Source organism: Pseudomonas reactans (assembly GCF_013385825.1).
Classification (GTDB): Bacteria; Pseudomonadota; Gammaproteobacteria; order Pseudomonadales; family Pseudomonadaceae; genus Aquipseudomonas; species Aquipseudomonas reactans.
Genome location: NZ_JACAPG010000020.1, coordinates 278,853 through 299,465, shown reverse-complemented (window position 1 = coordinate 299,465; position 20,613 = coordinate 278,853). Strand labels below are relative to the sequence as shown.

The 20,613-nt window shown below is 59.4% G+C and carries 26 protein-coding genes and 2 pseudogenes; 3 read left to right on the top strand and 25 right to left on the bottom strand.

Annotated elements, in window-relative coordinates:
- Nucleotides 1-4: 4 nt before the first annotated feature.
- The 11 genes from HX868_RS24000 to HX868_RS23950 form a co-directional block, all read right to left on the bottom strand.
- The gene (locus HX868_RS24000; RefSeq protein WP_177004594.1) at nt 5-2,680 is read right to left on the bottom strand and encodes a phage tail tape measure protein; all 2,676 of its coding nucleotides are present in this window, start codon (nt 2,678-2,680) and stop codon (nt 5-7) included.
- A complete protein-coding gene (locus HX868_RS23995; RefSeq protein ID WP_046035126.1) occupies nt 2,670-2,789 on the bottom strand; it encodes a GpE family phage tail protein in 120 nt (39 codons plus the stop codon). Before HX868_RS23995 ends, HX868_RS24000 begins: the two co-directional genes overlap by 11 nt.
- An 8-nt stretch (nt 2,790-2,797) precedes the next feature.
- Nucleotides 2,798-3,133, bottom strand: a complete 336-nt coding sequence (locus HX868_RS23990) for a phage tail assembly protein (RefSeq protein ID WP_177004593.1) — start codon at nt 3,131-3,133, stop codon at nt 2,798-2,800.
- Between the two features lie 51 nt (nt 3,134-3,184).
- Entirely contained in the window at nt 3,185-3,700 is a 516-nt protein-coding gene (locus HX868_RS23985) for a phage major tail tube protein (protein WP_177004592.1), read from the bottom strand.
- Nucleotides 3,701-3,757: 57 nt separating this feature from the next.
- Nucleotides 3,758-4,933, bottom strand: a complete 1,176-nt coding sequence (locus HX868_RS23980; RefSeq protein ID WP_177004591.1) for a phage tail sheath protein — start codon at nt 4,931-4,933, stop codon at nt 3,758-3,760.
- A 112-nt stretch (nt 4,934-5,045) separates the two neighbouring features.
- On the bottom strand, nt 5,046-5,477 hold the full coding sequence (locus HX868_RS23975) for a tail fiber assembly protein (RefSeq protein WP_177004590.1): 432 nt from the start codon (nt 5,475-5,477) through the stop codon (nt 5,046-5,048).
- A 3-nt stretch (nt 5,478-5,480) separates the two neighbouring features.
- On the bottom strand, nt 5,481-7,331 hold the full coding sequence (locus HX868_RS23970) for a phage tail-collar fiber domain-containing protein (RefSeq protein WP_177004589.1): 1,851 nt from the start codon (nt 7,329-7,331) through the stop codon (nt 5,481-5,483).
- Entirely contained in the window at nt 7,328-7,945 is a 618-nt protein-coding gene (locus tag HX868_RS23965; RefSeq protein WP_177004588.1) for a phage tail protein I, read from the bottom strand. Before HX868_RS23965 ends, HX868_RS23970 begins: the two co-directional genes overlap by 4 nt.
- Nucleotides 7,945-8,856 carry a baseplate J/gp47 family protein gene (locus HX868_RS23960; protein WP_177004587.1) on the bottom strand — a complete coding sequence of 304 codons (912 nt, stop codon included), beginning with the start codon at nt 8,854-8,856 and terminating at the stop codon, nt 7,945-7,947. The genes HX868_RS23965 and HX868_RS23960 overlap by 1 nt, the downstream gene beginning before the upstream one ends.
- Entirely contained in the window at nt 8,853-9,197 is a 345-nt protein-coding gene (locus HX868_RS23955) for a GPW/gp25 family protein (protein WP_177004586.1), read from the bottom strand. The genes HX868_RS23960 and HX868_RS23955 overlap by 4 nt, the downstream gene beginning before the upstream one ends.
- Nucleotides 9,194-9,772: a phage baseplate assembly protein V gene (locus HX868_RS23950; RefSeq protein ID WP_177004585.1), complete on the bottom strand. Its 579-nt coding sequence runs from the start codon at nt 9,770-9,772 to the stop codon at nt 9,194-9,196. The genes HX868_RS23955 and HX868_RS23950 overlap by 4 nt, the downstream gene beginning before the upstream one ends.
- A gap of 145 nt (nt 9,773-9,917) precedes the next feature.
- Here HX868_RS23950 and HX868_RS23945 point away from each other — a divergent pair, with 145 nt between their 5' ends.
- Nucleotides 9,918-10,613, top strand: coding sequence for a hypothetical protein (locus tag HX868_RS23945; RefSeq protein ID WP_177004584.1), 696 nt, complete (start codon nt 9,918-9,920; stop codon nt 10,611-10,613).
- An 18-nt stretch (nt 10,614-10,631) separates the two neighbouring features.
- Here the strand turns inward: HX868_RS23945 and HX868_RS23940 are convergent, their stop codons facing one another.
- The 14 genes and pseudogenes from HX868_RS23940 to HX868_RS23880 all read right to left on the bottom strand — a co-directional run bounded on the left by HX868_RS23940 (nt 10,632) and on the right by HX868_RS23880 (nt 17,529).
- Entirely contained in the window at nt 10,632-11,090 is a 459-nt protein-coding gene (locus tag HX868_RS23940; RefSeq protein ID WP_177004583.1) for a phage virion morphogenesis protein, read from the bottom strand.
- The gene (locus HX868_RS23935) at nt 11,080-11,562 is read right to left on the bottom strand and encodes a phage tail protein (RefSeq protein ID WP_177004582.1); all 483 of its coding nucleotides are present in this window, start codon (nt 11,560-11,562) and stop codon (nt 11,080-11,082) included. Before HX868_RS23935 ends, HX868_RS23940 begins: the two co-directional genes overlap by 11 nt.
- Nucleotides 11,559-11,744: pseudogene (gene lysC / locus HX868_RS30595) on the bottom strand (Rz1-like lysis system protein LysC); the annotation flags it as partial. The gene HX868_RS23935 and the pseudogene lysC, both read right to left, overlap by 4 nt.
- A pseudogene (lysB, locus tag HX868_RS30905) lies at nt 11,662-12,102 on the bottom strand (Rz-like lysis system protein LysB); the annotation flags it as partial. The pseudogenes lysB and lysC, both read right to left, overlap by 83 nt.
- Nucleotides 12,099-12,302 (bottom strand): hypothetical protein, encoded by a 204-nt coding sequence (locus HX868_RS23925; RefSeq protein ID WP_177004580.1) that lies wholly within the window; start codon nt 12,300-12,302, stop codon nt 12,099-12,101. The gene HX868_RS23925 and the pseudogene lysB, both read right to left, overlap by 4 nt.
- Complete coding sequence (locus tag HX868_RS23920) at nt 12,299-13,144, bottom strand: N-acetylmuramidase domain-containing protein (RefSeq protein ID WP_177004579.1); 846 nt, start codon at nt 13,142-13,144, stop codon at nt 12,299-12,301. Before HX868_RS23920 ends, HX868_RS23925 begins: the two co-directional genes overlap by 4 nt.
- Nucleotides 13,141-13,419 (bottom strand): phage holin family protein, encoded by a 279-nt coding sequence (locus tag HX868_RS23915; RefSeq protein ID WP_065882264.1) that lies wholly within the window; start codon nt 13,417-13,419, stop codon nt 13,141-13,143. The genes HX868_RS23920 and HX868_RS23915 overlap by 4 nt, the downstream gene beginning before the upstream one ends.
- Before the next feature lies 1 nt (nt 13,420).
- Nucleotides 13,421-13,774 carry a putative holin gene (locus HX868_RS23910; protein WP_122748500.1) on the bottom strand — a complete coding sequence of 118 codons (354 nt, stop codon included), beginning with the start codon at nt 13,772-13,774 and terminating at the stop codon, nt 13,421-13,423.
- Nucleotides 13,775-13,801: 27 nt separating this feature from the next.
- Nucleotides 13,802-14,014 carry a tail protein X gene (locus tag HX868_RS23905; protein ID WP_177004578.1) on the bottom strand — a complete coding sequence of 71 codons (213 nt, stop codon included), beginning with the start codon at nt 14,012-14,014 and terminating at the stop codon, nt 13,802-13,804.
- A complete protein-coding gene (locus tag HX868_RS23900) occupies nt 14,014-14,475 on the bottom strand; it encodes a head completion/stabilization protein (RefSeq protein ID WP_177004577.1) in 462 nt (153 codons plus the stop codon). Before HX868_RS23900 ends, HX868_RS23905 begins: the two co-directional genes overlap by 1 nt.
- Nucleotides 14,472-14,768, bottom strand: coding sequence for a hypothetical protein (locus tag HX868_RS23895; RefSeq protein WP_177004576.1), 297 nt, complete (start codon nt 14,766-14,768; stop codon nt 14,472-14,474). The genes HX868_RS23900 and HX868_RS23895 overlap by 4 nt, the downstream gene beginning before the upstream one ends.
- A 98-nt stretch (nt 14,769-14,866) precedes the next feature.
- Nucleotides 14,867-15,574 (bottom strand): phage terminase small subunit, encoded by a 708-nt coding sequence (gene gpM, locus HX868_RS23890; RefSeq protein WP_177004575.1) that lies wholly within the window; start codon nt 15,572-15,574, stop codon nt 14,867-14,869.
- A 10-nt stretch (nt 15,575-15,584) separates the two neighbouring features.
- Nucleotides 15,585-16,637 (bottom strand): phage major capsid protein, P2 family, encoded by a 1,053-nt coding sequence (locus HX868_RS23885; RefSeq protein ID WP_177004574.1) that lies wholly within the window; start codon nt 16,635-16,637, stop codon nt 15,585-15,587.
- A 46-nt stretch (nt 16,638-16,683) separates the two neighbouring features.
- Nucleotides 16,684-17,529, bottom strand: coding sequence for a GPO family capsid scaffolding protein (locus HX868_RS23880; protein ID WP_177004573.1), 846 nt, complete (start codon nt 17,527-17,529; stop codon nt 16,684-16,686).
- 153 nt (nt 17,530-17,682) lie between these two features.
- Between HX868_RS23880 and HX868_RS23875 the strand changes: the two genes are divergently transcribed.
- Nucleotides 17,683-19,443, top strand: coding sequence for a terminase ATPase subunit family protein (locus HX868_RS23875; protein WP_177004572.1), 1,761 nt, complete (start codon nt 17,683-17,685; stop codon nt 19,441-19,443).
- Nucleotides 19,443-20,465, top strand: a complete 1,023-nt coding sequence (locus tag HX868_RS23870) for a phage portal protein (RefSeq protein WP_177004571.1) — start codon at nt 19,443-19,445, stop codon at nt 20,463-20,465. Before HX868_RS23875 ends, HX868_RS23870 begins: the two co-directional genes overlap by 1 nt.
- Nucleotides 20,466-20,613 lie beyond the last annotated feature (148 nt).

Genomic DNA, 20,613 nt, shown 5'->3' with positions numbered 1-20,613 from the left:
GTGGTCAGTCCAGGTCAGAGAGTTTGCTGCGCTGGCGCGCTTTCTTTTCGTTTTCGATGCGGGCAAGGATGGCGCGCAGGCTCTTTTCCAGGCTTTGCATGTCAGTGCCAGGTCCCGCCGCGACGTCGATTTGGTACACGTCGTGACTGTCGTAAACGACTGTCGGCGCCGCGCTATTGATCGGCGGCTTGGTGTCGACGGCAAACGCCGGCATGGCAGTGGCGCCCAGGGCAAGTGTGCCGGCGGCTGTCATCTGCTTGGTCATGCTGTTCAGGGCGTCTAGCGGGCCTTTTTGTCCAACTTCCAGGCCCTGCGTCAGGCCGGCCATGGTGAAGCCGCCCAGTTCTGCGAATACACGCGACGGGCTGTGGATGCCGAGTTTTTCCTTGAACCAACCAATGCTGGAGTCGCCGATCGAGCTGATGGCATTTTTGACCGCGCCGAGCCCAGCCGTCAGTCCGTTGACCAGGCCGTTGACGATCATGCCTCCGAACTCAGTGAACCGTCCTGGCAGTTCGATGCCCAGGTAGCTCAGTACTCCGGCAAAGGCCTGGTACAGCAGGCCGAGCGGGCTGAAGTTGACCAGGGTGGTGATGATGCCGCCTATCCCACCATCAAAACCGGCCTTGATCTCCGTCCAGGCGCTGGCGAAGTAGTTCTTCACCGCGTCCCAGTTCTTGTAGATCAGGTAGGCGCCGCCGGCCAGCGCGGCGACGACGGCAGCGATAATCAACACTATCGGGTTTGCCGCCAGCCCCCATAGCGCCACACCTACGGTGCGCAGGGCGGTCAAGAGTGCACCGCCCATTGTCGTGGCGACCATTCGAACGCCCTGGGCAAACATGGGGAACACGTTGCGGGCCAGGCCAGACAGTGTAGGGAACAGCCTGCCGAGCATCTTGGTGATGCCGCCACCTTGTAGGCCGAACATGGTCATGCCGTAGCGCAACACAGCGAAGGGACCGAGGATGCTTGCCATGGTCAATGCCAGACCACCGAACACGAAAGCCAGACCGGCGATCGCAGCCACGACCTTGACCAGGCCACCGGCCAACTTTGGATTCTCCCGCGCCCAGGTGCCGATGCTGTTGGCGATTTCGCCCAACGTCTTGATCAGCTCTTTGAGGTCAGGCGCTACCGCTGCGCCGAACTCGGCCATGGCGTTGGTGAAGCTGCCTTCTGTAGCCTCCATCACGTTGGTCAGGGTGCCCAGCTGTTCATTGACGCGCGTACGCAGGTCTGCCTGGGACTGCAGCTGCTGTTGTACCTGCTGATACCCTGCCAGCCCTTTGTTCATCATCACGTTCAGGGTTGTGATGGTCTCTGCGTCGTCCCCAAATAATTTGGCGATTACTGCTGTTCTATCGACTTGATTCAGATCTTTGATCTTGTCGATTTGGGCGTAGAGGTTCTCTACGCCTGAGAAATTCCCTTCGTCATTGGTAAAGCTGAAGCTGATTTTCTGCCCTTTGTCGGCGAGCATTTTGTTGATGCTGTCGATGTTGCTTTTCTTCAGCGAGGCCTGAAAGATCTTCCGAAAAGCATTACCTGCCTTGCTTCCCTCGATACTGGCCTGATCCATCATGATGAGCAGTGGCGCCAGGCTCTTAGTCGCTTCAAGGCCTGACTTGTTGATGATGTCCATAACGGGGGAAATGCTGCTGAATCCAGCGAGCATATTGGTGGGATCAACACCCGCGTTGAAACCGCGCTGGATGGTGTCCATCAGACTCATCATGTCTGTTTCGGTAGTGCGCGTCGCGTCCTGCATTTTGGCGGCAAATTCCGCCGCGTCGGTGGCCTCCAGCTTCAGCAGTACTCCAAGATAGGCAGCGGCTTCGCCAGTCCCACCTAAGATGTTTTTCGCGCTCAGGCCCTGACGGCGCAGCATGGTCATCATGTTCTGGAAGTCGGCCGTGGTGCCTGGCAAAAGGTCGCCCAGTTTGGTGGCCTGCTCGGTGATCTTTTGGAAGTCTTCCGAGACCTTCCCGGTGTTATCCATCATCGACACTTTGAGCTGCGTGGCGGAGTCTTCATTGGGCGCAAAGGCTTTCACAGCGGCCACTACCGGCCGGCTCGCCGCGTAGCCAACACCCAACCCAGCCGCACCGTTCACGGCCATGTTGCCGGCAGCCCGCTGGGATTTCTCCATCTGACTACGCGCCACTGCCGCCCGTTTGTGCTGGGCACTCAGCTCGCCCATACGCTTGCCCTGCGAACTGATACTGGCGTTGGTGGCGTTGATTTGTTCGCGTAGCTGGCGTTCGTGGGTGCCCAGGTTCTTGGTGCTGATGCCGGCGTCGTAAAGCTTTGAACGCAGGCCCTGCAACTGCTCGCCTTGCTGTTGGTGCTGCTGCTTGAGCCGCTGAGCCTCGCGCACGGCCGACTGAAAGCTGCGGGTCATCGCCCTGGTAGGCGCCCCGGTCGCGGCAAATTCCTGGCTGAGGGTTTTGACGCGGTCGCGGGCGGCGGTGAGGGCGGCACCGGTCTGCTCGGCGGCGGCGCGCTGCGTGCGCCAGGCGCTGATGTCTTTCTGCTGGCTGTTGAGTTCTTTGAGGCTGTCGCGCGCAGCCTTGAGGGCGCGTGCCGTCTCAAGGCTGCCTTCGCTGATGTGCTTCAGCGGCCGCGTGGCTTTGTCGATGGTACTGAGCAGCACCTGTAGTCGCAGATCATTTGCCATCGGTGGAACTCCGCACCCTGGCACGCTCGCGCCAGTCCATCAGCTCTTGCAGGGCCAACTGATCCATGTCAGCCGGCGCCCAGTGAAAAACCACAGCCAGATCGGCCATGGCTTCCTCTACGCAACGAGGGATGCATCCGTCTTCGCCGATTTCTGTAGCAAAAAATTGGTGATCTTCAGGCTCACCGCGACCAAATCGGCTGGGTCCATCGACGTGACTTCGACTGCTGTGAGGGAAGGGGCGCTGATGCGCGGCACCACCTTAATCAAACTGTTTACGTCCATCTGCAGCAGCTCTGCCAGGCTCACGCCGCGCAGCTCGCCCGAGTTGGGTTTGCGCAGGGTGATGCTTTCGATGGTGGTGGTGCCACGGCGGATCGGCGTGTCGAGGGTGACGGTGTTGTCGTCGGCCAGTGGTGTAACGTCGGGTTGTTCGGTGGCTTCGTCTTTCATGGGGAGAGCTCCTGGTGGTGAAGGGATTGGGTTAGCGATCGATGACGGCTATCAAAGGCCAATGGCGCTGCGCTGTTTCTCCAGCATGTCGACGCCACCGACCTTCTCGATGAAGTTGAGCAGGTCGATTTCGATGATGTCTTCGTTGTCGACGGTCAGCTTGTAGTAGCTACAAGTGGTGGTGATGGAGTGCTCGGTGTCTTCGCCCGGTGTTGCGTCACCCATCTCAATGGTTTCGTGACGGCCGCGAACAGTTACCTCTACGGCACTGATTTGGCCGGTGTCGTCCTGCTGGAAGGCACCGGCGAAGCGCAGAGCAATACCGGCGGCGTTAACCGCGCCGAACTGCTTGAGCACGATCAGGTCCAGGCCGCCCAGCTTCCATTCCATCTGGATACCGTCGTCGGACATGCCCAGGTCAGCTTTGACCGGGCCATTCATGCCGGCGGCGCGCAACGCTTCCATCTTGCGGCCCAGGGCGGGCAGGGTGACGGTTTTGACCTTGCCCTGGTAGCTGCCGCCGTCGTTGAACAGGTTCATATTTTTCAGTTTGTGAGGCATTGCCATGGCGGGAATCTCCGGGGTTATGGCACGGGGTTAACTCCCCTCGCGGGGAGGCCCGGTTTAAGCAGCGATTGCGGCAGCGAACTGCATCAGGTAGCGGTCGGTGATGCGCTGACGGAACGTGAGGTCTTCCAGGGGCGGCACGGGGGTGTAGTCGTAGTCGAGGGTCAGCTTGCCCGCCTTGAGGGTGATCTCGTCGTTGACGTCTTCCGGGTACCAGCAACTGCCACCGATCAGATAGCCTTGGTTAACCAGCTCGCGGAACTTGGCATTGACCCCGTTGATGATGTCTTTGACCAGGGAGGCGTGCATTGGCTTGTCCATCGCCCACATGTGCGCCTCGGCCATGGTGTCGGCGATGATCTGCGCGGTACGTGTGTAGTTTTCGAACGCGAACTGCGGATCGATGCTGCACGTGCGGCTACCCCAGAAGCGGAAACCTCCCTCATTGATCAGCGTGGTGACCTCGTTGCTGTTGAGGTAGTTGGCATCGGTTGCAGGGTTTTGCAGATCCCAGAACACGTCGGCGCTGATCCCGGTCACGCCGTTGACCGCCACGTTGGAGAGCGTCTTGTGCCAACCGGTTTCCTTGTCGATCTTCGCCCGCAGGCCGAGGGCGCGGGCCACTGCCGACGCGGTAACGGTTGCGCTGGTGACCGTGTCCCAGTTCTGGAACTCCGGCCAGATCACCATGACTTCCCGGGCTCCGAAGTTCTCGCGGTAGGCGACCACCTCTTCCTTGGTTTTGCAGTCCCAGGCGCTGACGTAGGCGAAGGCGCGCAGGTCCTGGGCGATCGATACCAGGGCGGTGGCTACCGGCTGACTGTCGAGACCTGGCACACCGAGAATGCGCGGCGTCATGCCCACGCGGGCCTTGGCCGCGAGCAGGGCTTTCATGCCGGTGTACTTGCCGTCGGCGGTGGTGGTGCCGATCAGCGCGGTGGTGGTAGCTGCCGAGTCTGCACCTTCCTTGACCCGCACCACGATGGTGTAGGGCTTGGTCTGGTCGGCAATGGCTTGCAGGCTCTTCGCCAGGGTGCCTTTGACGCCGGCTTTGGCGATGGCGCTTTGCACGTTGGTCAGCAGGACGGGAGTGTCCAGCGGGAACGCAAGTGGGTCTGCATCTTCAGCCGTACAAACCAGGCCGATGACTGCGGTAGCGATGGTGCGAATGGGGCGGGTGCCGTCGTTGAGTTCGAGAACCCGCACGCCGTGGAGATAGTCTGAACCGGCCATGGGTGGTTGCCTGCGCTGTGATGGAATGACAGTGCACAGGCTGCCGCGCGCGCGCCGGTTGGGCGAGCGCGGGGGGTTGTAGGGACGATAACTACAGGTAGGAGGATCGTTACTATTGGGGACTTACCAACATCTGGGCCGCCCATGTTGGCTGGAGTGGGCGTCCCTGCGGGTCTGGAAAAGCCGGAGAGATGGGCCAGTCCCGGAGTGCCTGCATGTAATCCAGCAACTCTGCAAACTGCTCCGCAGTGATCGTCGTTTCCCTGGCCAGATCTTGCTCATCCCGATGGCGATCACGAATCCACTGAACTCGTGTAATTTCTACATCTCGCCAAGCACGAGCCGCAACCGCTGGGTCTTCTGGCGGCGGATCAATCAAAATTGGAAGTCCGTCAGGATCATGGCTGCGAAGCTTGCCCGACACAGGATTACCGATCACCTCTAAGTACCGCTCATCCGTAATGACCTTTACGTCAGATGGCATAACTTTATGCAGCCCCTCAATGTACGTACAGCCGGTTGTCTGACTGTAAAACCTTTTCATAAATTAGGCTCCGATTGCCAAAATGCAGGCTGAGGACGCGATTGGTCCCCAGTTGTAAAGGTTGACACCAGTGGAAGAAATGGCGCCTCGGACGATGTTGCCTGCTTGACTATTTGCACCTACGCCCACAGGGGCGGCGACTGCGTGCAGTGCCGCATTCGGAAACGCCATCGGCCACGCCACGCTACCAGTACCAGCGGCTGCAACTGAAGGTGACGTCACCCACTGAATGATAAATCCGCCAAGCCATTGCGGAAAAACGATGTAACCGTTGGCGTTCAGGCTCACTAAGAAGCCAAGACGCATTTTGTATGGCGTCACAATGACGTCATCGCCGGCCCCCGTATTTACCTGCGCCTGCGTTGCAATTTTGGCGATGCCCTTGATTGCTTCGGTCGCCTGAATGATCAGGGCTGCCACCCCTGCCGCAAACTTCTTCGGGGTTACGTATTTGGTGTCGTTGACGCCTGAGTTTGTTTCAGACTGGGTGGCCGTCATCAATGCCCCAACGCTGGCAACCGTCAGATCTTCATCCCAGGCAGACCAGGTGCCGACATTCCAACGGCGGGTGTACTTATGCGCCGATGCGTAGCAGGTCCAATGCTGCGCGGCGGAGTTGGCGTTGTAGACCTCTTGAAAAACCATATCGCCCAGGGTGGCACCGGGAGGACCGTTCGCGACAGAAGCAGCAGTCGCGCCAAAATGGCCGGTGCGCCAGGGCATAGCATTCGGGTCGCCGAAGGGCTCAACCGGTCCCAGCATGCCGCCGGCACCGACGAGCATCAGCTTGCCAACGGTGGCATCGGCCAGCCCGGTCTGTGCCATAAGGCCAAGCTTTTTGGCAATGGCCTGGAAGACGCGGAGCACCGTCATGGGCTTGGCGTTGTCCTGATCGGCTTGCGCCTCGGCCTCGGCCTGCGTCGGAATATCGATCCCGTAACCCGCAAGCGTGATTGGGTTTGTGCCAGCAATGACGCGGCCGTTTTTATCGACGGTCAAGCTTCGATACGTTCCGGCAACTATGCCCGTGCGACCAGCGACCACCTCAAACACTAGAGGCGTTGTGCCGAGGACAATCGGCGCATCTGTCACCAGTTGCCAAACGCTATCGCCGTTGGTCGTGCCCTTTTCAACGCTGACAAACAGCCCCGGTGTCACTTCAATACTGGCGTCCGCATCTAGTGCACGCTTCCACGCACCCGCTGCTGGAACCACATAGATACCGTTGTCCTTGGCCTGGGCCTGGTCCTTCACCAGCACGCGGGCACCGGCCGGCAACAACTCACCGTCGATGGTCTGGATGCCGCTCAGCACGATGTTTGCGGTAGTAGCTGCGAGCACCGAGTGCTTGTAGTCCAGCTTCGACAACGCCTCAACAACCACGGTATCGACGTATTCGCGGGTTGCAAGCACAACGCTCGGGTCAATCTTCAACTCGATGTTTGCCGTGCTGCTGACGATCAGGTTGATTCGAATCACTTGTGTCCGGCCGGAGCCCTGGGCGAGCAGCGGCTTGAACGTGGGCGCGCAGTTGGCGACCGCGACCATGTCGCCGTCTGCGTCGTAAAGAGCAAGCTCCCGTACCCACCAACCGCCGATGCTCTCCGGGATGATCTGCTCGGCGATGATCACGCTGGCATTGGCTGGATCGACCTTCACCTGGTTTAAAGGGGCTCGTCGGCGCTCGTTGATCAGTTTGGTTTGTGTGCGGCTGGGGATAGGGTCGGTGCCGTTGGCATCCCCCACGCCCATTTGGGCGAAGGTCCAGGACGTGCCGAGGGCTGCAGCGTTGGCCTGCTTGGCTTCGCCGACGGCGGTGAGGATCGCGAAGAACTGGCTGTTTTGGTCGGTCATGAGTAGATGTCCATCGTGTCGATATGGTGCTCGCGTCCACCGATGCGGTACACACCGCTGACGTCGATATCGCGCTGCATTGGTGGGTAAACGCTGAGTTCGTCGCCTTCGTAAACGCAGGCGCCGATAAACACGTTGCCGGTGCTTTCCAGGCTGATGGCCAGGCCGGTCAGTGGTCGGGTGAGCGGCTTGGCGTCATCGATCAGCCAGGTCAGCTCTTGGTACATTTCTTCGGTGATGCCGGTGTCCAGCACGCCGACCTTCAAGGCGAAGGTGCCGGGCACGCCTTCCGGTACTGTCTGCCACCACTCCACCACCTCGATCAGGTAACCCAGGGGCTCGACCACGCGGCGCAGGGCGCCGATGGTGCCTTTGTGTGCATGGATGTAGCGGGATGACCGTATGGCGGCGCGCTTGGTGGCTTCGCTCCATTTGCTGTCCCAGCGGTCGACGGAAAAGGCCCAGGCCAGGTAGGGAAGCGCAGGTAAGGGGCAGGTCTCGGGGTTGCACAACTGCCGCAGCGGGATTGGCACCCGTTGAATCTGCGCCAGTGCTTGCGCTGCTTGACGCTCAAGCGGCGTGGAGTTTTTTGGTAGCAACTGCTGGGCGCCCATTATTCGGCACCCCGCGTGATGGTGATGCTGGTGCAGTAGGGCGCCTGGGCTTTGGTGGCGACAATATCGACCCAGTTTTCCAGCTCAACCTTGCGTACACCTTCGACGAACAACGCCGCGTGCAGGGCAGATTCCGACACTTCCATAGCCAGGCGCCGACGTTGATTGACGTAGGCCCGCAGGCGTTGCTCAGCCGCAGCAAGAATCGGCTCCGACTCGGGCCCGTTGGTCAGTAGGTACAGCTTGGCTTTGACCTGGTAGCGGATGATCTCCGCGCCCTGGACAGTTAGACGGTCGGCAACTGGCCGGCGGTCATCGTCGCTTAGGTATTTCTTGACGCCGGCGACCAGGTCGGCCGACGCCGTACCGTCACCGAGCAGGGCCTGCACGGTGACGACTGCCACGGCGGGCGAAGGGCTTTCAGCGGTTGCGTCACCCACACGGCCGTCAGCACCTCGCGCATGGAAGATATAGCTGTTGCGTGGCCCCGCAGTACTTAGTCCTTCCCACGACATTTGCGCCCGTTCGCGCAAGCTGTCGTCGCTTTCCATAATCCGCGCGACAGGCGGGATCGCCGTTGGCTTGGCTTCCTGAACCACCAGGCGCTCGACGTTGAAGTTGCCCGCCAACTGGTCCAGATCGGGGCCTTTGGCGAAGGCCAGCAGGTTAGCCATTGATGCTTCATTGACTCGTTGACGCCAGATGGTTTCGCGATAGGCGTTCTCTTGCAGCAGCTTGGCAAGGGGTTCCGAATCCATGTCGAGGCGGGCGGCTATCTGCGGCTGCTCCTCGATCGGCCACAGGCTGATCATGTAAGCCTTACGCTCGGCCAGGATCAATTCGAAGTCGATCTGCTCGACGATCTGCGGCGCAGGGAGCTGGCTGAGGTCAATCGCGGCAAAGGAATTCATACACTGCCCCCCATTTGCAACGGCACGCTCAAGCTCAACGGCTCATTGTTGTCGACGACGGATCCCTCCAGCTCCAGCACCGATTGCCCTTGCAGGTTCGCGCCGAGAAACTGCACACGACTCAGGCTGATACGGGGTTCCCAGCGCATCAGTGCCATGACTGTGCCCGCGTAAACGCGCAGACGCGTTGCGTCGTTGAAGGGATGGTCCACCAACTCGGGCAGCAGGCTGCCGTATTCGCGGCGCATCACTCGGGTACCGATACGGGTGGTGAGAATGTCCGTGATGCTCTGGCCGATGTGGTCCAGTTCGCTGATGGCGGCGCCGGTTTCTCGGTTCATGTTGGTACAGGCCCCCCAGACATATCGTTACCAGTTTGCACTTTGGTGTGTGGGTGCTTAACAAGGCTGACGCCCGCCGCGACCACGTCTACCGAAACGCCCACCCGGCCGACCACGTTCTGATTACCGGTTTGGTTGTAGTCGCCCTGATGATTGATGGGGCCGATGATGTTGATTCCGCCCTTGCTGACCAGGCTGGTGGTGCCGTTGCCGGGTAGGGTTGCGTTGAGGTGGTGAGCGACGCTGTCGTACTCGATCACCGCGCCGTCGGCGTAGGTGCGACGGTGCAGGCCGGCGCGGTTGCCGTTTGCGGGGATGTGGTCGCTGAACAGGCCGGTTATGACAACGCCGTTGGCGAGCTGGCCGGATGGGCTGAACAGGATCACCTGTTCGCCTTCGGTGGGCGGATCCCATTCCTGATCAGCTCCAGCGCGCAGTGCGAGCCAAGGCAGCCAGGCGGTGGTCAGCGTTCCGGTTTTTACCTGCACGCGCGGGGGCTCCATCTGCACGGCGGCGATGACGCCGAAGCGGATGAGGTTTTCGAGCATGCGGGAGAGGGCGGCGAAGTCGTTCATGGCGCCGATGGTGGCGTTGCGCGTACGCGAGCGCAGCTTTCGCCGATTGTAGCGTCCATCCCTACAACTTTAATTTGATCTATCGTCAGAGCACGGCTACGTTTTGTCGGCTTTTCTTGATTTTGAACTTATGGAGATTATGGACATGACCGAAGAAAAAAAGGGAAAACTAGAGGCCGCTACTGAATCAGTTAAGAATTTCCCTATTGTTGACTATGCAGAAGCATTATTGGATGCATGTGTCGAGAGCGAGGTTTTAAAGGAAATACCGGTTGTATCAACGGCTATGGCGACTGTTAAAACTTACCTGCAATTTAGGGAAGGTAGATTTAAAAAGAAGGTTGAGGAGTTTGTTAAGTCGGCGGGGGAGTTTACGTCGGATGAATGGGGTACATTTTCCGAATCTCTGAAGAAGGAAAACAAAAAGGAACAGTTCATAAATGAATTGCTAGAAGTTATTGAGCGAGCAGACTCGGATCAGAAAGCTAAAATTCTCGGTGGCGTTTTCCGTCGCCTGGTTAAGCAGGAGTTTGAGTATACTCACTTTGAAGACCAGGTAAGAATTACCAATGACATGCTTACTCTAAATATTCACAACTTCATGCACTGTTACCATAATTCGCATATTTTGGAAGAGTCTCTTGGTGATATTTTGACGTCTTATCGCATGGCAAAAAGAAAGGTAGAGATTGCCGAGAAAACTACCAGCATACTTGGAGGTACGAAAGAGCAGTATATAAAAATCAGTTACGAAATTACCGGTATTGGTCTTCTCTATCTTGCTACTTTACATCAGGTATATAAGGACAAGATTGAACCTCGCTTTTTGTATATCGGATAACGCGTTGTTTAATAATGCTCAAGTGGTTAAATGATCTAGTAGATGGTCTTTGATAAGCTCAAGATCTGTCTCGGTAAAGCCCAAAAGCTCGCGCTGTTCATAACGCACGTCGGGCGCTCCACGCTCGGCACGATCTTTCAAACCATACTGGTGAACCCTCGCAATCCGGGCGATACGCCCGGTGAAGCCCACCGTCACGGCATTGCTATCGCCCCGTACTTTTAGGTACGACGCCGTCCGCAGCTTCTTGAACATCGCTAGCTTCCGCTTAACTCTCCCTTGCTTCCCCTGAAGGTTCCTCTGCTTACGCGGTACAAACTTGCTCCCGTCGGGGTTTTCCTGCGCCATCACCCGCTTCTGCTGACTGCGGCGTAGCTCTTGCCCAATGCTGCGGGTAAGTTTGCTGCGCTCCCCTGGCTCCAGCCGTTCCAGCAACACTGCCGCCCAGGTCTCCAGCGCCTCCAGGTTATTCGTCATCCGGCACTCTCCATTCGCTGGTGTTACCCTGGCTCCCAGGCTTCCAGTTCGGATTGAGGTATCCCGCCACGTACTGCGGTTCGTTCGGATGTTTCACGGTGGTGTTGCCCTGGTCATCGTTGCCAACGACTACGCGCTCTGTCAGCGCCAGGGTAATGCTGAGGTCCACTTTGTTCTTGTCGAGGATGTCCGCTTCGAACTGAATGCCGTTTTTGACCTTGTCGAGGTTCTCCAGCAACTCGGACTGGTTAACGCTCAGCCAGCCCAGGATTGGCAGAAACACGCTGTCGGGGTGTCCGGCGAACTCGGTGAGGATGATCTGCAGGTCAAAGCTGTATTCAAACGACAGGGTGTGTGCGGCGGTGCAACGGACCTTGCCGTTGTCGATGAATATCAACAGGCGGTCGGGGTCGTGCTTGAAATCGGCGACGTTGGCCAAGAGGTGAGCGCGCAGGCTCTCGGGCTTGTTCATGGGTTGGCCCGCTGATGTTTGTAGACCATGTCGACCTGTGCCGCACAGTCGGCCCAGGCGGCTTCGGCGCGGTCTTGGTCGGTCAGAAGATTACCGTTGTTGAGCGGGCTGGTCGCCGGCAGGTGGCACGGCACCACGGCCGGACAGCCAGTCACGATAAGCGGCGGCGCCGGTGATGGCGGGGCGCTCGCGCAGCCGGCGAGCAGCGTCAGGCAAAAGCTGAGCAGCCCAGTCGCGCAGTTCGGAGTTTTCACGTTTGAGTTCCTCTATGGTTTGCTCGCGTTTTGCCAGGCCCTGGCGCAACAGGTCTTGCTGCGTGCGCATGGCGCCTTGATTTTCGCGTTCCTGTTTCAGGATGTCGGCGAGGGTGTTGGCGGTTTTCAGGTTGCTGGCGGCGTCGTCGCGGGCGGTCTTTGCCGCATCTTGCGCCCGCTCGGTTTTGCCTTCAGCGACGTCGATGCGCGTTTCCTGGACCCATATCAGTAGCACCAGAGCGCCGAGCAAGGCGATGCCGAGCAGGGCTTGCCGAACGGTGCTCACGCGCGATACCAGCCGAGTTTGTTCATGGCGGCGGTGTCGAGTTGCGTGATTGGGCCGCGCACGATCACGGCCATGGCGCCGTTCATGATCTGGATTGATTCAGCCAACAGCTGCATGTCGTCTTGCTCGGTGGACTCAGGCACCACCAGCAAATCACCGTCCTGCACCTTTAGTTTCTTCACCGCGTCGAAGTCGATCATGCCGCCACTCCTTGCCCGCACTCGCAGCTTGCGTGCCGTTCGTACGCGCGCTGGAGCTTAGTGTCATAGAGATTTCGAAGGTAATCCGGGCCGTTGTATAGCTTGGCGAACTCGGCCCATTTGCGAGCCTTCAGCGCCTTGTGTAGCACAGGGTCGGTTTCAATGAAGCGGGTGAACGCGTCGAGCTGTTGCGATTCGCTGGCACTCATTGCCGCCGCAAATTCCTGCACGCTGGCATAGCCGAGGCGCTTCCAATGGAACCCCATGATCTGGAAGGCGCCCCAGGACGCCGACTCCAGTGCGGCGGTGTCATCGATTAGGCGGGCCATCGCCAGGCGCTGGTGCTCTGAGGTACCGCCGATGTAGCCGCCGGCCTTCGGGTTGACCAGGGCTGGGTTGGCGGTGGCGAGTTGGTCGGCGTGCCGCTTGAGTTCGGCCGGGTCATCGCCAGGGTGCCGAACCATGGCGAGCTGGCGGTACATGATATGCCTTTCGAACAGGATCACCGGCTTGCCGTTGTCGAGAAAGCCCTTGCCCTTGGACTCCACCTCATTGACCGCGTAGATGCTCGCCAACGGTACGTCGAGACGTTCGGCTGCGGTCACCAGGTCGTTGTTGCGCAGCAGCTGGGCACAGTCGCCGCCGGCAAGACTAGTTTGCGTCTTGGTACCGGCGACGCCATCGGCGACCAGGCCGGCTTTCACCTGGTACGCACGCACGGCGGATTCAGTGGCATCGCCATAGTGTCCATCCGGTACCAGCTTGGCGCCGTGCTTGATGAGGTTCTTTTGCAGCATCAGCACTGCTTGCGAGCGGTCGCCGTGGCGAAGGGTGGTGGTCATGCGCTGGGCCTCAACAGGGCGGCGACGTTGCCGCGTGAACGGAAAATCAGAATGCAGAGCAGCACGATGGCAGCGGCCTGTCCGAGGCTGGTGGGTTGGCGTTCTAGCAGGATCTCCAGACCGCAGATGCACAACGTGGCGCCAAACAGGCTTGCAAGCAGCGAGATGCTGCGCCGGTAACGCGCATCACCTCGGGTGTAGCAGGCCAGGCGCAGGGCACTCAGCAGGTAGGCGATTGCCGTGATCAACTGCACGGCCAGTTCGATGTTCGGCATATCAGGTGCCCCCTCGGATGCGACGCCAGATGTCCCAGATGTCCGCTTTTTCCACCCACACCATCAGCTTGATGCTGATTGGGATGACCACCAGGGCACAGAGAAACGCACTGCCACCACTGGTGATAAACGGGATTGCCTGCAAGGCCATGGGCGCGAACAGATAGCCCACGCCGGCCGACAGGAACAGTGAGCCCAGCCGCTGCCAGACTTTGAGGTCACGCTTGGTACTGGTAACAAGCCAGGCGCCGAGGATGGCGCCGAATAGCGCTCCGTCGTCGATGACGGGCGTTACGGTGGACAGGCCCAAACCAATGAGCAGACCAGTCACAACGCTGGAAGTCGGATCAGCCATGGTGTGGGGTTCCTTGGATGCAGGGTTTCAGTTCCATAGCTGAACCATCTGCCGCTGGGGCGCGCTGGTTTGGGCTTCGGGCATGTTGACGACAAGGCCTTGCGGCAGGATTGGGCCGTGCTCGGCCAGGCCGGGGTTTGCTTCAAGAACAGCCTCGGTGACGCCGGCGGTGCGGCCGTAGAACCGCCAGCAGAGGGCGTCAACGGTTTCGTTTTGGTTGGCGCGGATGGCGACGGGCATCAGATCAGCTCCACGGTGGTACGGCTGATTCCGAGGAAGTCACGGACGGCCCAACGCAGATCGCGGCGGTAGTCGTCGATGGTCGGGGCGGTTTCTTCGGCCTTATCGCTGCCTGTATTGGTCGCGCTGTAGTCGCGGTACCGCTCGCAAACTTCGGCGCCCGTACCGGCCTCGATCGCACGGCGATACAAGTGAGCCTGGACAGATACATCTTTGATTTTATCGTCGGGGACCTCGGCCAACGTGGCGTAGCCGGCAGCCAGTTGCTTCGCTTTCCACGACTTCAATTCACGGTTGAGGTTGATGGCTGCGGCGATTACGGCGGTTTCCAGGCGGGCTAGCGTGACGCTGTTGTCGATGCGCAGGGTGGCGCGCAACTGCTCAAGATCGATTGAGGGCCAGAATGGGTCGGTGTTGATATGACCGCCGGTGACCGGTCCGCTGGCTACGAATGCGCTCAATGGGAAGGGCCTCGGATGTCTGCGCGGGAAACTTCGCGCAGGATCTGCTGCCGGGTGAATTCGGGGTGTTGCGTACAGAGATGGTCCATCGCTCGAATGGCGTTGCGGTTCACTAGCACACGTTCGTGCGAGTCGGCCGGCATGATGGAGCCTTTCACAATTGGGCCGGTGCAGACGGTGCGGTCGTAAGCCTCTGTTTCGGTCACGTACTGTTCAGCCGCAGCAGCCAAGCGCCGTTCAGATTCCGTTGGAGTGAAATCACTCTGGTAGAGGTTGGCAAAGGCGGTGTTCATGACGGCTCCGATAGATCGCCGGTGGTCGGGGCTTCACGTTCAGGAGGAGCGGCCTGGCCGATCCGCCCCGAGCCGGCGGGGTGCGTGGGGACGCTCGGTTAGCTGCTGGGAGCAGCGTACTTTTTGAGGAGGCGCTCGACGCGCTCCAGATCCTTTTTGCCGCCGCAGTTGCTGTGCAGATCGATGGCTTTGCTCAGGTGAGCCTTTGCCACCACCAGAAAACCAACGTCAGTTGTCGTGAGGTTTTCATTCGGCACTTTTGCGGCGTTTTCCTTACCAATTGCCAGGTGCAGCTTGGCGCGGGCTTGGTCAGGCATATCCTGTTCGGCGGTGATGCGGGCGGCCTGCTCTAGAATCCACAACGGGAAACCTTCACCAGCCTTCTGCGCTTTAAGGGCGGCTTCGGCGATTTCTTCGGCGATCAAGGTGCCGGTAGTGCGTGCGAAGCGATCCGGCATTTTCAAGCCGTGCTTGATCACGTAATCAGCGATTTGCAGCGCACCGGGGTAGGCGCCGGCATCAATACACCAGAGCATGATGGTGGTGAGTACTTCGTCTTGAGCGCCGTTGCCGGCGTCCAAAACACCCTGCACGTAGGGCTCGTACTCGGGGATCAGCAGCGCTTTGAGTTCAGCTTTGCCCTGGTCGGACTGCACCTGCTTGAGACGCGCGCGGTGCTGTGCCAGCTGGGCGAGTTGGTGCTCGTAGGCGGTTGCACCTTCCATTGAAGTGGCCGGCGCAGTTGCGGCGGACTCAATGGCTGCGCGTTTGCGCAGCTGGTTGCGTTGGGCTGGTGTCTGGTGCATGGCGCGCCTCTTATGCCCCGGTTGGAGCTGGGTAGTTGACGGCCGTGATGTCTTCCACCAGGGCTACCAGGCCGAAGTCTTCGATCACGTAGGCTTCGTTCGAAGACTGGTAGTCGGCGATACGATCCAGCTCAGGTTCGTCTTTCAGGTGACGGCGACGGGCACCGTTCTGGTAGTAGATCGAAAGGTTGCTGAGGGTGGTGACCAGCACGGTGTTATCCGGGAAGAACGGAGCGTCGACGACCGGCAGGCCACCCAAACGGGCGCGGCTGACAATCTCTTGAGCGGCGTTTTCTTCCTGGTTGGAGTCGGCCCCCTTTTCCACGGCTGCCAGCAGTTTGCTGTGCATCAGGTTGCGGGAAACCAATACGCGCAGATCCGGGCGGGTGCGGTGCCATGGGTCGAGCATTTGGATTGCGTCGAACACCAGGCCGTCGAGGTTGGCGTAATCACCCTCAAATACGGTATCGACTCCCGCAACCTTGATGACTTTGCGGGGGCCAATGGTGGCCGCGTCGAGCACGCGGTCATCGGCGCTGAGGCGGATTTTTTGCAGCCAACCGATGTTGACGTCTTGCAGCAGAGGGTTGGCGGCACGGTTGGTGGTTGCAGCGGCGCTGGTGCCGTTGAAACCGATCATGATGCGGTCCAGGGCCTGGCGCAGGATGATCGCGTTGCTCAGCTTGACTTGGAAGTCGGGGAACTTGGCCCAGGCATCCAGCAGGGCATAGGGAAACGCGCTGTCGAAGTTCGTTTGCTTGCAGACGTAGCTGTCTTTGCTCAGCGTGCTACGGCTCAACGGGCTGCGACGGGTGCCACCGGAGGTATCTGTGCGGCTTGCAACCGGGCCATTGACACCCAGCAGCAGAGCTTCCCCTGACTGTTCGTCGACGCCAATGATGTTGATCTGTTTCAGGAAACCATCGGATTCCTGCACCGCAACTTCCAGTTTTTGTTGGATGCTGGGGTCGACGCTGAATTTTTCGTGGGCACTGGCTACGCCATTGAGCAGGGCGATCTGCACGGCCAGGGCGGCGAAGGCGAAGCGTGTTTCTTTACGCATGGGGGTGTTCTCCGGTGAATAGGCTTGTCGGTATTGGGCCGTGGGTTCAGTAAGCAGTCAGTACGGTCCCAGGACCGCCAGTGCTGGACGGGCGCTGTTGCTGGCTGAGATCAGCGGTTTGGCCGAGCTTGGTTTTGAGCTCTTTCAGCTCGGTATCCAGGCTGGTGAACTGCTTTTTCAGATCTGCCAGGGCCGTGCTTGAAGCTTCGGCTTGCTCAGCCTGCTGGGTGGCAAGGGTCACCAGGCTTTCCAGCGCTTCACCGATGTCGGAGAAAGTGGTGGCGTCCTTGCCTTCCTTGTCCTTGCTCAGTTTGATGAACTCACCGAGTTTGGCCTTGATTGCTGCAAAAGCACTCGGCTGGTCGGTGACTTCTTCGAATTCGAAGCTGGCTTCTTCGGCGACGCTGAACAGGTTGTCTTTGTCCTGTTTACGGCCGGCCAAGGTGCCGTGTTGGGCGCTGAAACTCAGTGCTTCAGTGCCCAGGCTGGCTGGGGTGTCGGTAATAGCAAGACCAACCAGATAGGCCTTGCCGCTGTCGGCAAACTTCGGTTGGATCTCCACCGAGGTGTAGACCTTCTGACCTTTCTTGTTCAGGGCCAGCAGCGCTTCGTTGGGTTCCAGTTGGGCGAACAACGCCAATTTCTTGATGCCGGCAATCTCGACTTCTTCAGCCTTAAGTGCCAATACGTCGCCGTAAGCGCCGAACTCGCCACCCGGCCAGTAACCCTTGATGTGCTCGCAGTTGATGCGAGCGCCATAGGTGTTCGGGGTGTACTGCGAGGCCATGTCGGCAATCCAGTTCCGCTCGATGATGCGGCCATCGGTGGTCGCGCCTTCTACGGCAATGCGGGTCCACTTGGAGCGGAATTTCTGTTTGGTGCTGCTGGCCATGGGGAGTCCTCAGTGCGGTGGCGGCTAACTGCCGTTGCGATGTGGGCATGGTCGGCAGCTGCGGCCTCGCGGGCAACGAGCCGCACTTGTAGAGCAAGGCTCTACAGGGAGCGGGGCGGGTGTACCACGCGCGCGGGAGGCAGCATCTGCGCCATGAATGCTCTCGCTGAAATTCCCATCCGTGATAACCGTCGCCAGGCCAAATTTTTGTACTGGACGGGTTGGCGCATCACCGAAATTGCCGAGTACCTGGACGAAAAAGAGAAGACCGTCCACAGCTGGAAAACCCGTGACGAATGGGACCGGGCGGGTAATGTCGAGCGAATTGGCGGCGCGTTGGAAGCGCGGTTGGTGCAGTTGATCCTGAAGGAAGGCAAGACCGGCGGCGATTTCAAGGAAATTGACCTGCTCCACCGGCAGCTTGAGCGCCAGGCCCGTATTGAGCGGTTCCAGGGCGGCGGTACCGAGTCTGAGCTAAACCCGAAACTGAATGATCGCAACAGCGGACCCAAGAAAAAACCGAGCCGCAATGAGTTCAGCGAAGAGCATATTGAGCTGCTCACCCAGGCGTTTATCGATGGGTGCTTCGGTTATCAGCTGGATTGGTACAAGGCGGGTAATCAGCGCACCAGGGCCATCCTGAAAAGCCGGCAGATCGGGGCGACTTTCTACTTCGCTCGGGAGGCATTGATTGATGCCCTGACCACGGGGCGTAACCAGATTTTCCTATCAGCGTCGAAGAATCAGGCTCACATTTTCAAGTCGTATATTCAGTCCTTTGCCAGGGAAGTCGTCGGCGTTGAACTGACCGGCGATCCCATCACATTGGCGAACGGCGCCGAGCTGCACTTCCTGGGCACCAATGCCCGCACCGCCCAGGGCTACCACGGCAATTTCTACTTCGACGAATTCTTCTGGACGTTCAAGTTCAAGGAACTGAACAAGGTCGCCTCGGGCATGGCGATGCAGAAGCAATACCGCCGCACCTACTTCAGCACGCCGTCGAGCATGGCTCACGAGGCCTACACGTTCTGGACGGGAGAGCGATTCAACAAGGGCAAACCTGCCGCTAACCGTATTTCTGTCGATGTTTCCCACGATGCCCTGCAACAGGGGCGGTTGTGCGAGGACAAGGTGTGGCGGCAGATCGTCACGATTCTGGACGCCGAGCAGCGCGGCTGTGACCTGTTTGACCTTGAAGAGCTGCGCCAGGAGTACGACGCCGAGGCCTTCCAGAACTTGCTGATGTGCCAGTTTGTGGATGACGGGGCGAGCATCTTCCCTCTGTCGATGTTGCAGTCTTGCATGGTGGACAGCTGGGTCGAATGGGCCGAGGACTACAAACCGTTGGCGCCGCGTCCGCTGGCCGACCGTCAGGTTTGGTTGGGCTATGACCCGGCCGAAACGGGCGATAGCTCTGGCCTGGTGGTCGTTGCGCCGCCCATGGTGCCAGGCGGTAAGTTCCGGGTGCTTGAGCGGCACCAGTTCCGTGGCATGGACTTCGCGGCGCAGGCCGAGTCAATTCGTATGGTTACCCAGCGTTACTGGGTGACCTATATCGGCATCGACACAACCGGCATGGGCTCGGGCGTGGCGCAGCTTGTGCGGCAGTTTTTCCCTGGGCTGACAACGTTCAGCTATTCGCCAGAGGTGAAGTCGCGCTTGGTGATGAAGGCATATGACGTGATCCATAAAGGCCGGCTGGAGTTCGACGCCGGCTGGACGGACTTCGCTCAATCACTGATGGCGATCCGCAAAACCATCACCGCCAGCGGCCGGCAGTTCACCTATACCGCAGGACGTAGCGAATCAACCGGCCACGCCGACCTGGCCTGGGCGCTTTTCCATGCACTACACCACGAACCGCTCGAAGGGCAGACGGCTGCCAATACCGGGCGGATGGAGCTTTTTTGATGAGTACAAACAATGAGGTGGCGGTTGCCACGGAGCAGGCGGTGAGTGAGCACAAGTCAGTGGCTTTCACGTTCGGCGAGCCTGAGTCGGTGTTATCGGCCAGGGAGATATTCGACTCGTTGGAGTGCTGGTTTAACGGGCGCTGGTATGAGCCGCCATTGTCACTGGACGGACTGGCTCGATCGGTGAAGGCCAGCGTTCACCTCGACTCGGGGCTGCGCTTCAAGCGTAACCAACTGACCCGCACGTTCATTCCGCACAAGCTGTTGAGCCGCGAGGCGTTCGACCAGTACGCCCAGGACTACCTGGCATTGGGCAATGGGTATGTGGAGGCGCGGCGGTCACTGCTGGGCTCGACCGTGGCGCTCAAACCTGCACTGGCGAAGTACATGCGGGTAGGGAAGGACCAGCGCTTTTTCCAGGTACAGGGCTGGAAGAATGAACATGAGTTTGACCAGGGCAGCGTCTTCCATTTGCGTGAGCTGGATCTGCATCAGGAAATTTACGGGTTGCCGGAGTGGCTGTGTGCACTGCAATCGGCGCTGTTGAATCAATCGGCGACGTTGTTTCGCCGCAAGTACTACGAGAATGGCAGTCATGCGGGTTTCATCCTGTACATGACGGACGCGGCGCAGAACGAATCCGACATTGATGACCTGCGCACGGCATTGAAAAACTCCAAGGGGCCGGGCAACTTCCGCAACCTGTTTGTGTACGCGCCGAACGGGAAAAAGGAGGGCATTCAGTTGATACCGGTGAGCGAGGTGTCAGCAAAGGACGAGTTCAACTCGATCAAGGACCAGACCCAGGGCGATGTGCTCGCGGCGTTGCGGGTCTATCCCCAGTTGATGGGCATCGTGCCGAAGAACGCGGGGGGCTTTGGCTCCCCGAAGGAGGCAGGGGAGGTATGGGCCACCCTGGAGCTTGAGCCGATTCAGGCACGCCTTGCCCTTCTCAATGATTGGGTCGGCGAGGAAGTCGTGCGCTTCAAGCCCTTTGAACTTGGAGCGGGGGAGAAATAGTACCCCCGCGCAGTAAACGAGGCGACGAGCAGGTGCGCTAACACCCACTCGACGCTGAATCACTCGAACACGCCGAGTGCTCCAACCAAGGCCTCGCCCCACTGCGCAGGGGGTGCGAAGCCTAAGCGAATCCAATTGTCGAAACAAG

Bases quoted from the DNA above. Each gene is read 5' to 3' on its own strand.
- HX868_RS24000 (WP_177004594.1), bottom strand. From the start codon at position 2,680: ATGGCAAATGATCTGCGACTACAGGTGCTGCTCAGTACCATCGACAAA.
- HX868_RS23995 (WP_046035126.1), bottom strand. From the start codon at position 2,789: ATGGCCGATCTGGCTGTGGTTTTTCACTGGGCGCCGGCTGACATGGAT.
- HX868_RS23990 (WP_177004593.1), bottom strand. From the start codon at position 3,133: ATGAAAGACGAAGCCACCGAACAACCCGACGTTACACCACTGGCCGAC.
- HX868_RS23985 (WP_177004592.1), bottom strand. From the start codon at position 3,700: ATGGCAATGCCTCACAAACTGAAAAATATGAACCTGTTCAACGACGGC.
- HX868_RS23980 (WP_177004591.1), bottom strand. From the start codon at position 4,933: ATGGCCGGTTCAGACTATCTCCACGGCGTGCGGGTTCTCGAACTCAAC.
- HX868_RS23975 (WP_177004590.1), bottom strand. From the start codon at position 5,477: ATGAAAAGGTTTTACAGTCAGACAACCGGCTGTACGTACATTGAGGGG.
- HX868_RS23970 (WP_177004589.1), bottom strand. From the start codon at position 7,331: ATGACCGACCAAAACAGCCAGTTCTTCGCGATCCTCACCGCCGTCGGC.
- HX868_RS23965 (WP_177004588.1), bottom strand. From the start codon at position 7,945: ATGGGCGCCCAGCAGTTGCTACCAAAAAACTCCACGCCGCTTGAGCGT.
- HX868_RS23960 (WP_177004587.1), bottom strand. From the start codon at position 8,856: ATGAATTCCTTTGCCGCGATTGACCTCAGCCAGCTCCCTGCGCCGCAG.
- HX868_RS23955 (WP_177004586.1), bottom strand. From the start codon at position 9,197: ATGAACCGAGAAACCGGCGCCGCCATCAGCGAACTGGACCACATCGGC.
- HX868_RS23950 (WP_177004585.1), bottom strand. From the start codon at position 9,772: ATGAACGACTTCGCCGCCCTCTCCCGCATGCTCGAAAACCTCATCCGC.
- HX868_RS23945 (WP_177004584.1), top strand. From the start codon at position 9,918: ATGACCGAAGAAAAAAAGGGAAAACTAGAGGCCGCTACTGAATCAGTT.
- HX868_RS23940 (WP_177004583.1), bottom strand. From the start codon at position 11,090: ATGACGAATAACCTGGAGGCGCTGGAGACCTGGGCGGCAGTGTTGCTG.
- HX868_RS23935 (WP_177004582.1), bottom strand. From the start codon at position 11,562: ATGAACAAGCCCGAGAGCCTGCGCGCTCACCTCTTGGCCAACGTCGCC.
- HX868_RS23925 (WP_177004580.1), bottom strand. From the start codon at position 12,302: ATGATCGACTTCGACGCGGTGAAGAAACTAAAGGTGCAGGACGGTGAT.
- HX868_RS23920 (WP_177004579.1), bottom strand. From the start codon at position 13,144: ATGACCACCACCCTTCGCCACGGCGACCGCTCGCAAGCAGTGCTGATG.
- HX868_RS23915 (WP_065882264.1), bottom strand. From the start codon at position 13,419: ATGCCGAACATCGAACTGGCCGTGCAGTTGATCACGGCAATCGCCTAC.
- HX868_RS23910 (WP_122748500.1), bottom strand. From the start codon at position 13,774: ATGGCTGATCCGACTTCCAGCGTTGTGACTGGTCTGCTCATTGGTTTG.
- HX868_RS23905 (WP_177004578.1), bottom strand. From the start codon at position 14,014: ATGCCCGTCGCCATCCGCGCCAACCAAAACGAAACCGTTGACGCCCTC.
- HX868_RS23895 (WP_177004576.1), bottom strand. From the start codon at position 14,768: ATGAACACCGCCTTTGCCAACCTCTACCAGAGTGATTTCACTCCAACG.
- gpM (WP_177004575.1), bottom strand. From the start codon at position 15,574: ATGCACCAGACACCAGCCCAACGCAACCAGCTGCGCAAACGCGCAGCC.
- HX868_RS23885 (WP_177004574.1), bottom strand. From the start codon at position 16,637: ATGCGTAAAGAAACACGCTTCGCCTTCGCCGCCCTGGCCGTGCAGATC.
- HX868_RS23880 (WP_177004573.1), bottom strand. From the start codon at position 17,529: ATGGCCAGCAGCACCAAACAGAAATTCCGCTCCAAGTGGACCCGCATT.
- HX868_RS23875 (WP_177004572.1), top strand. From the start codon at position 17,683: ATGAATGCTCTCGCTGAAATTCCCATCCGTGATAACCGTCGCCAGGCC.
- HX868_RS23870 (WP_177004571.1), top strand. From the start codon at position 19,443: ATGAGTACAAACAATGAGGTGGCGGTTGCCACGGAGCAGGCGGTGAGT.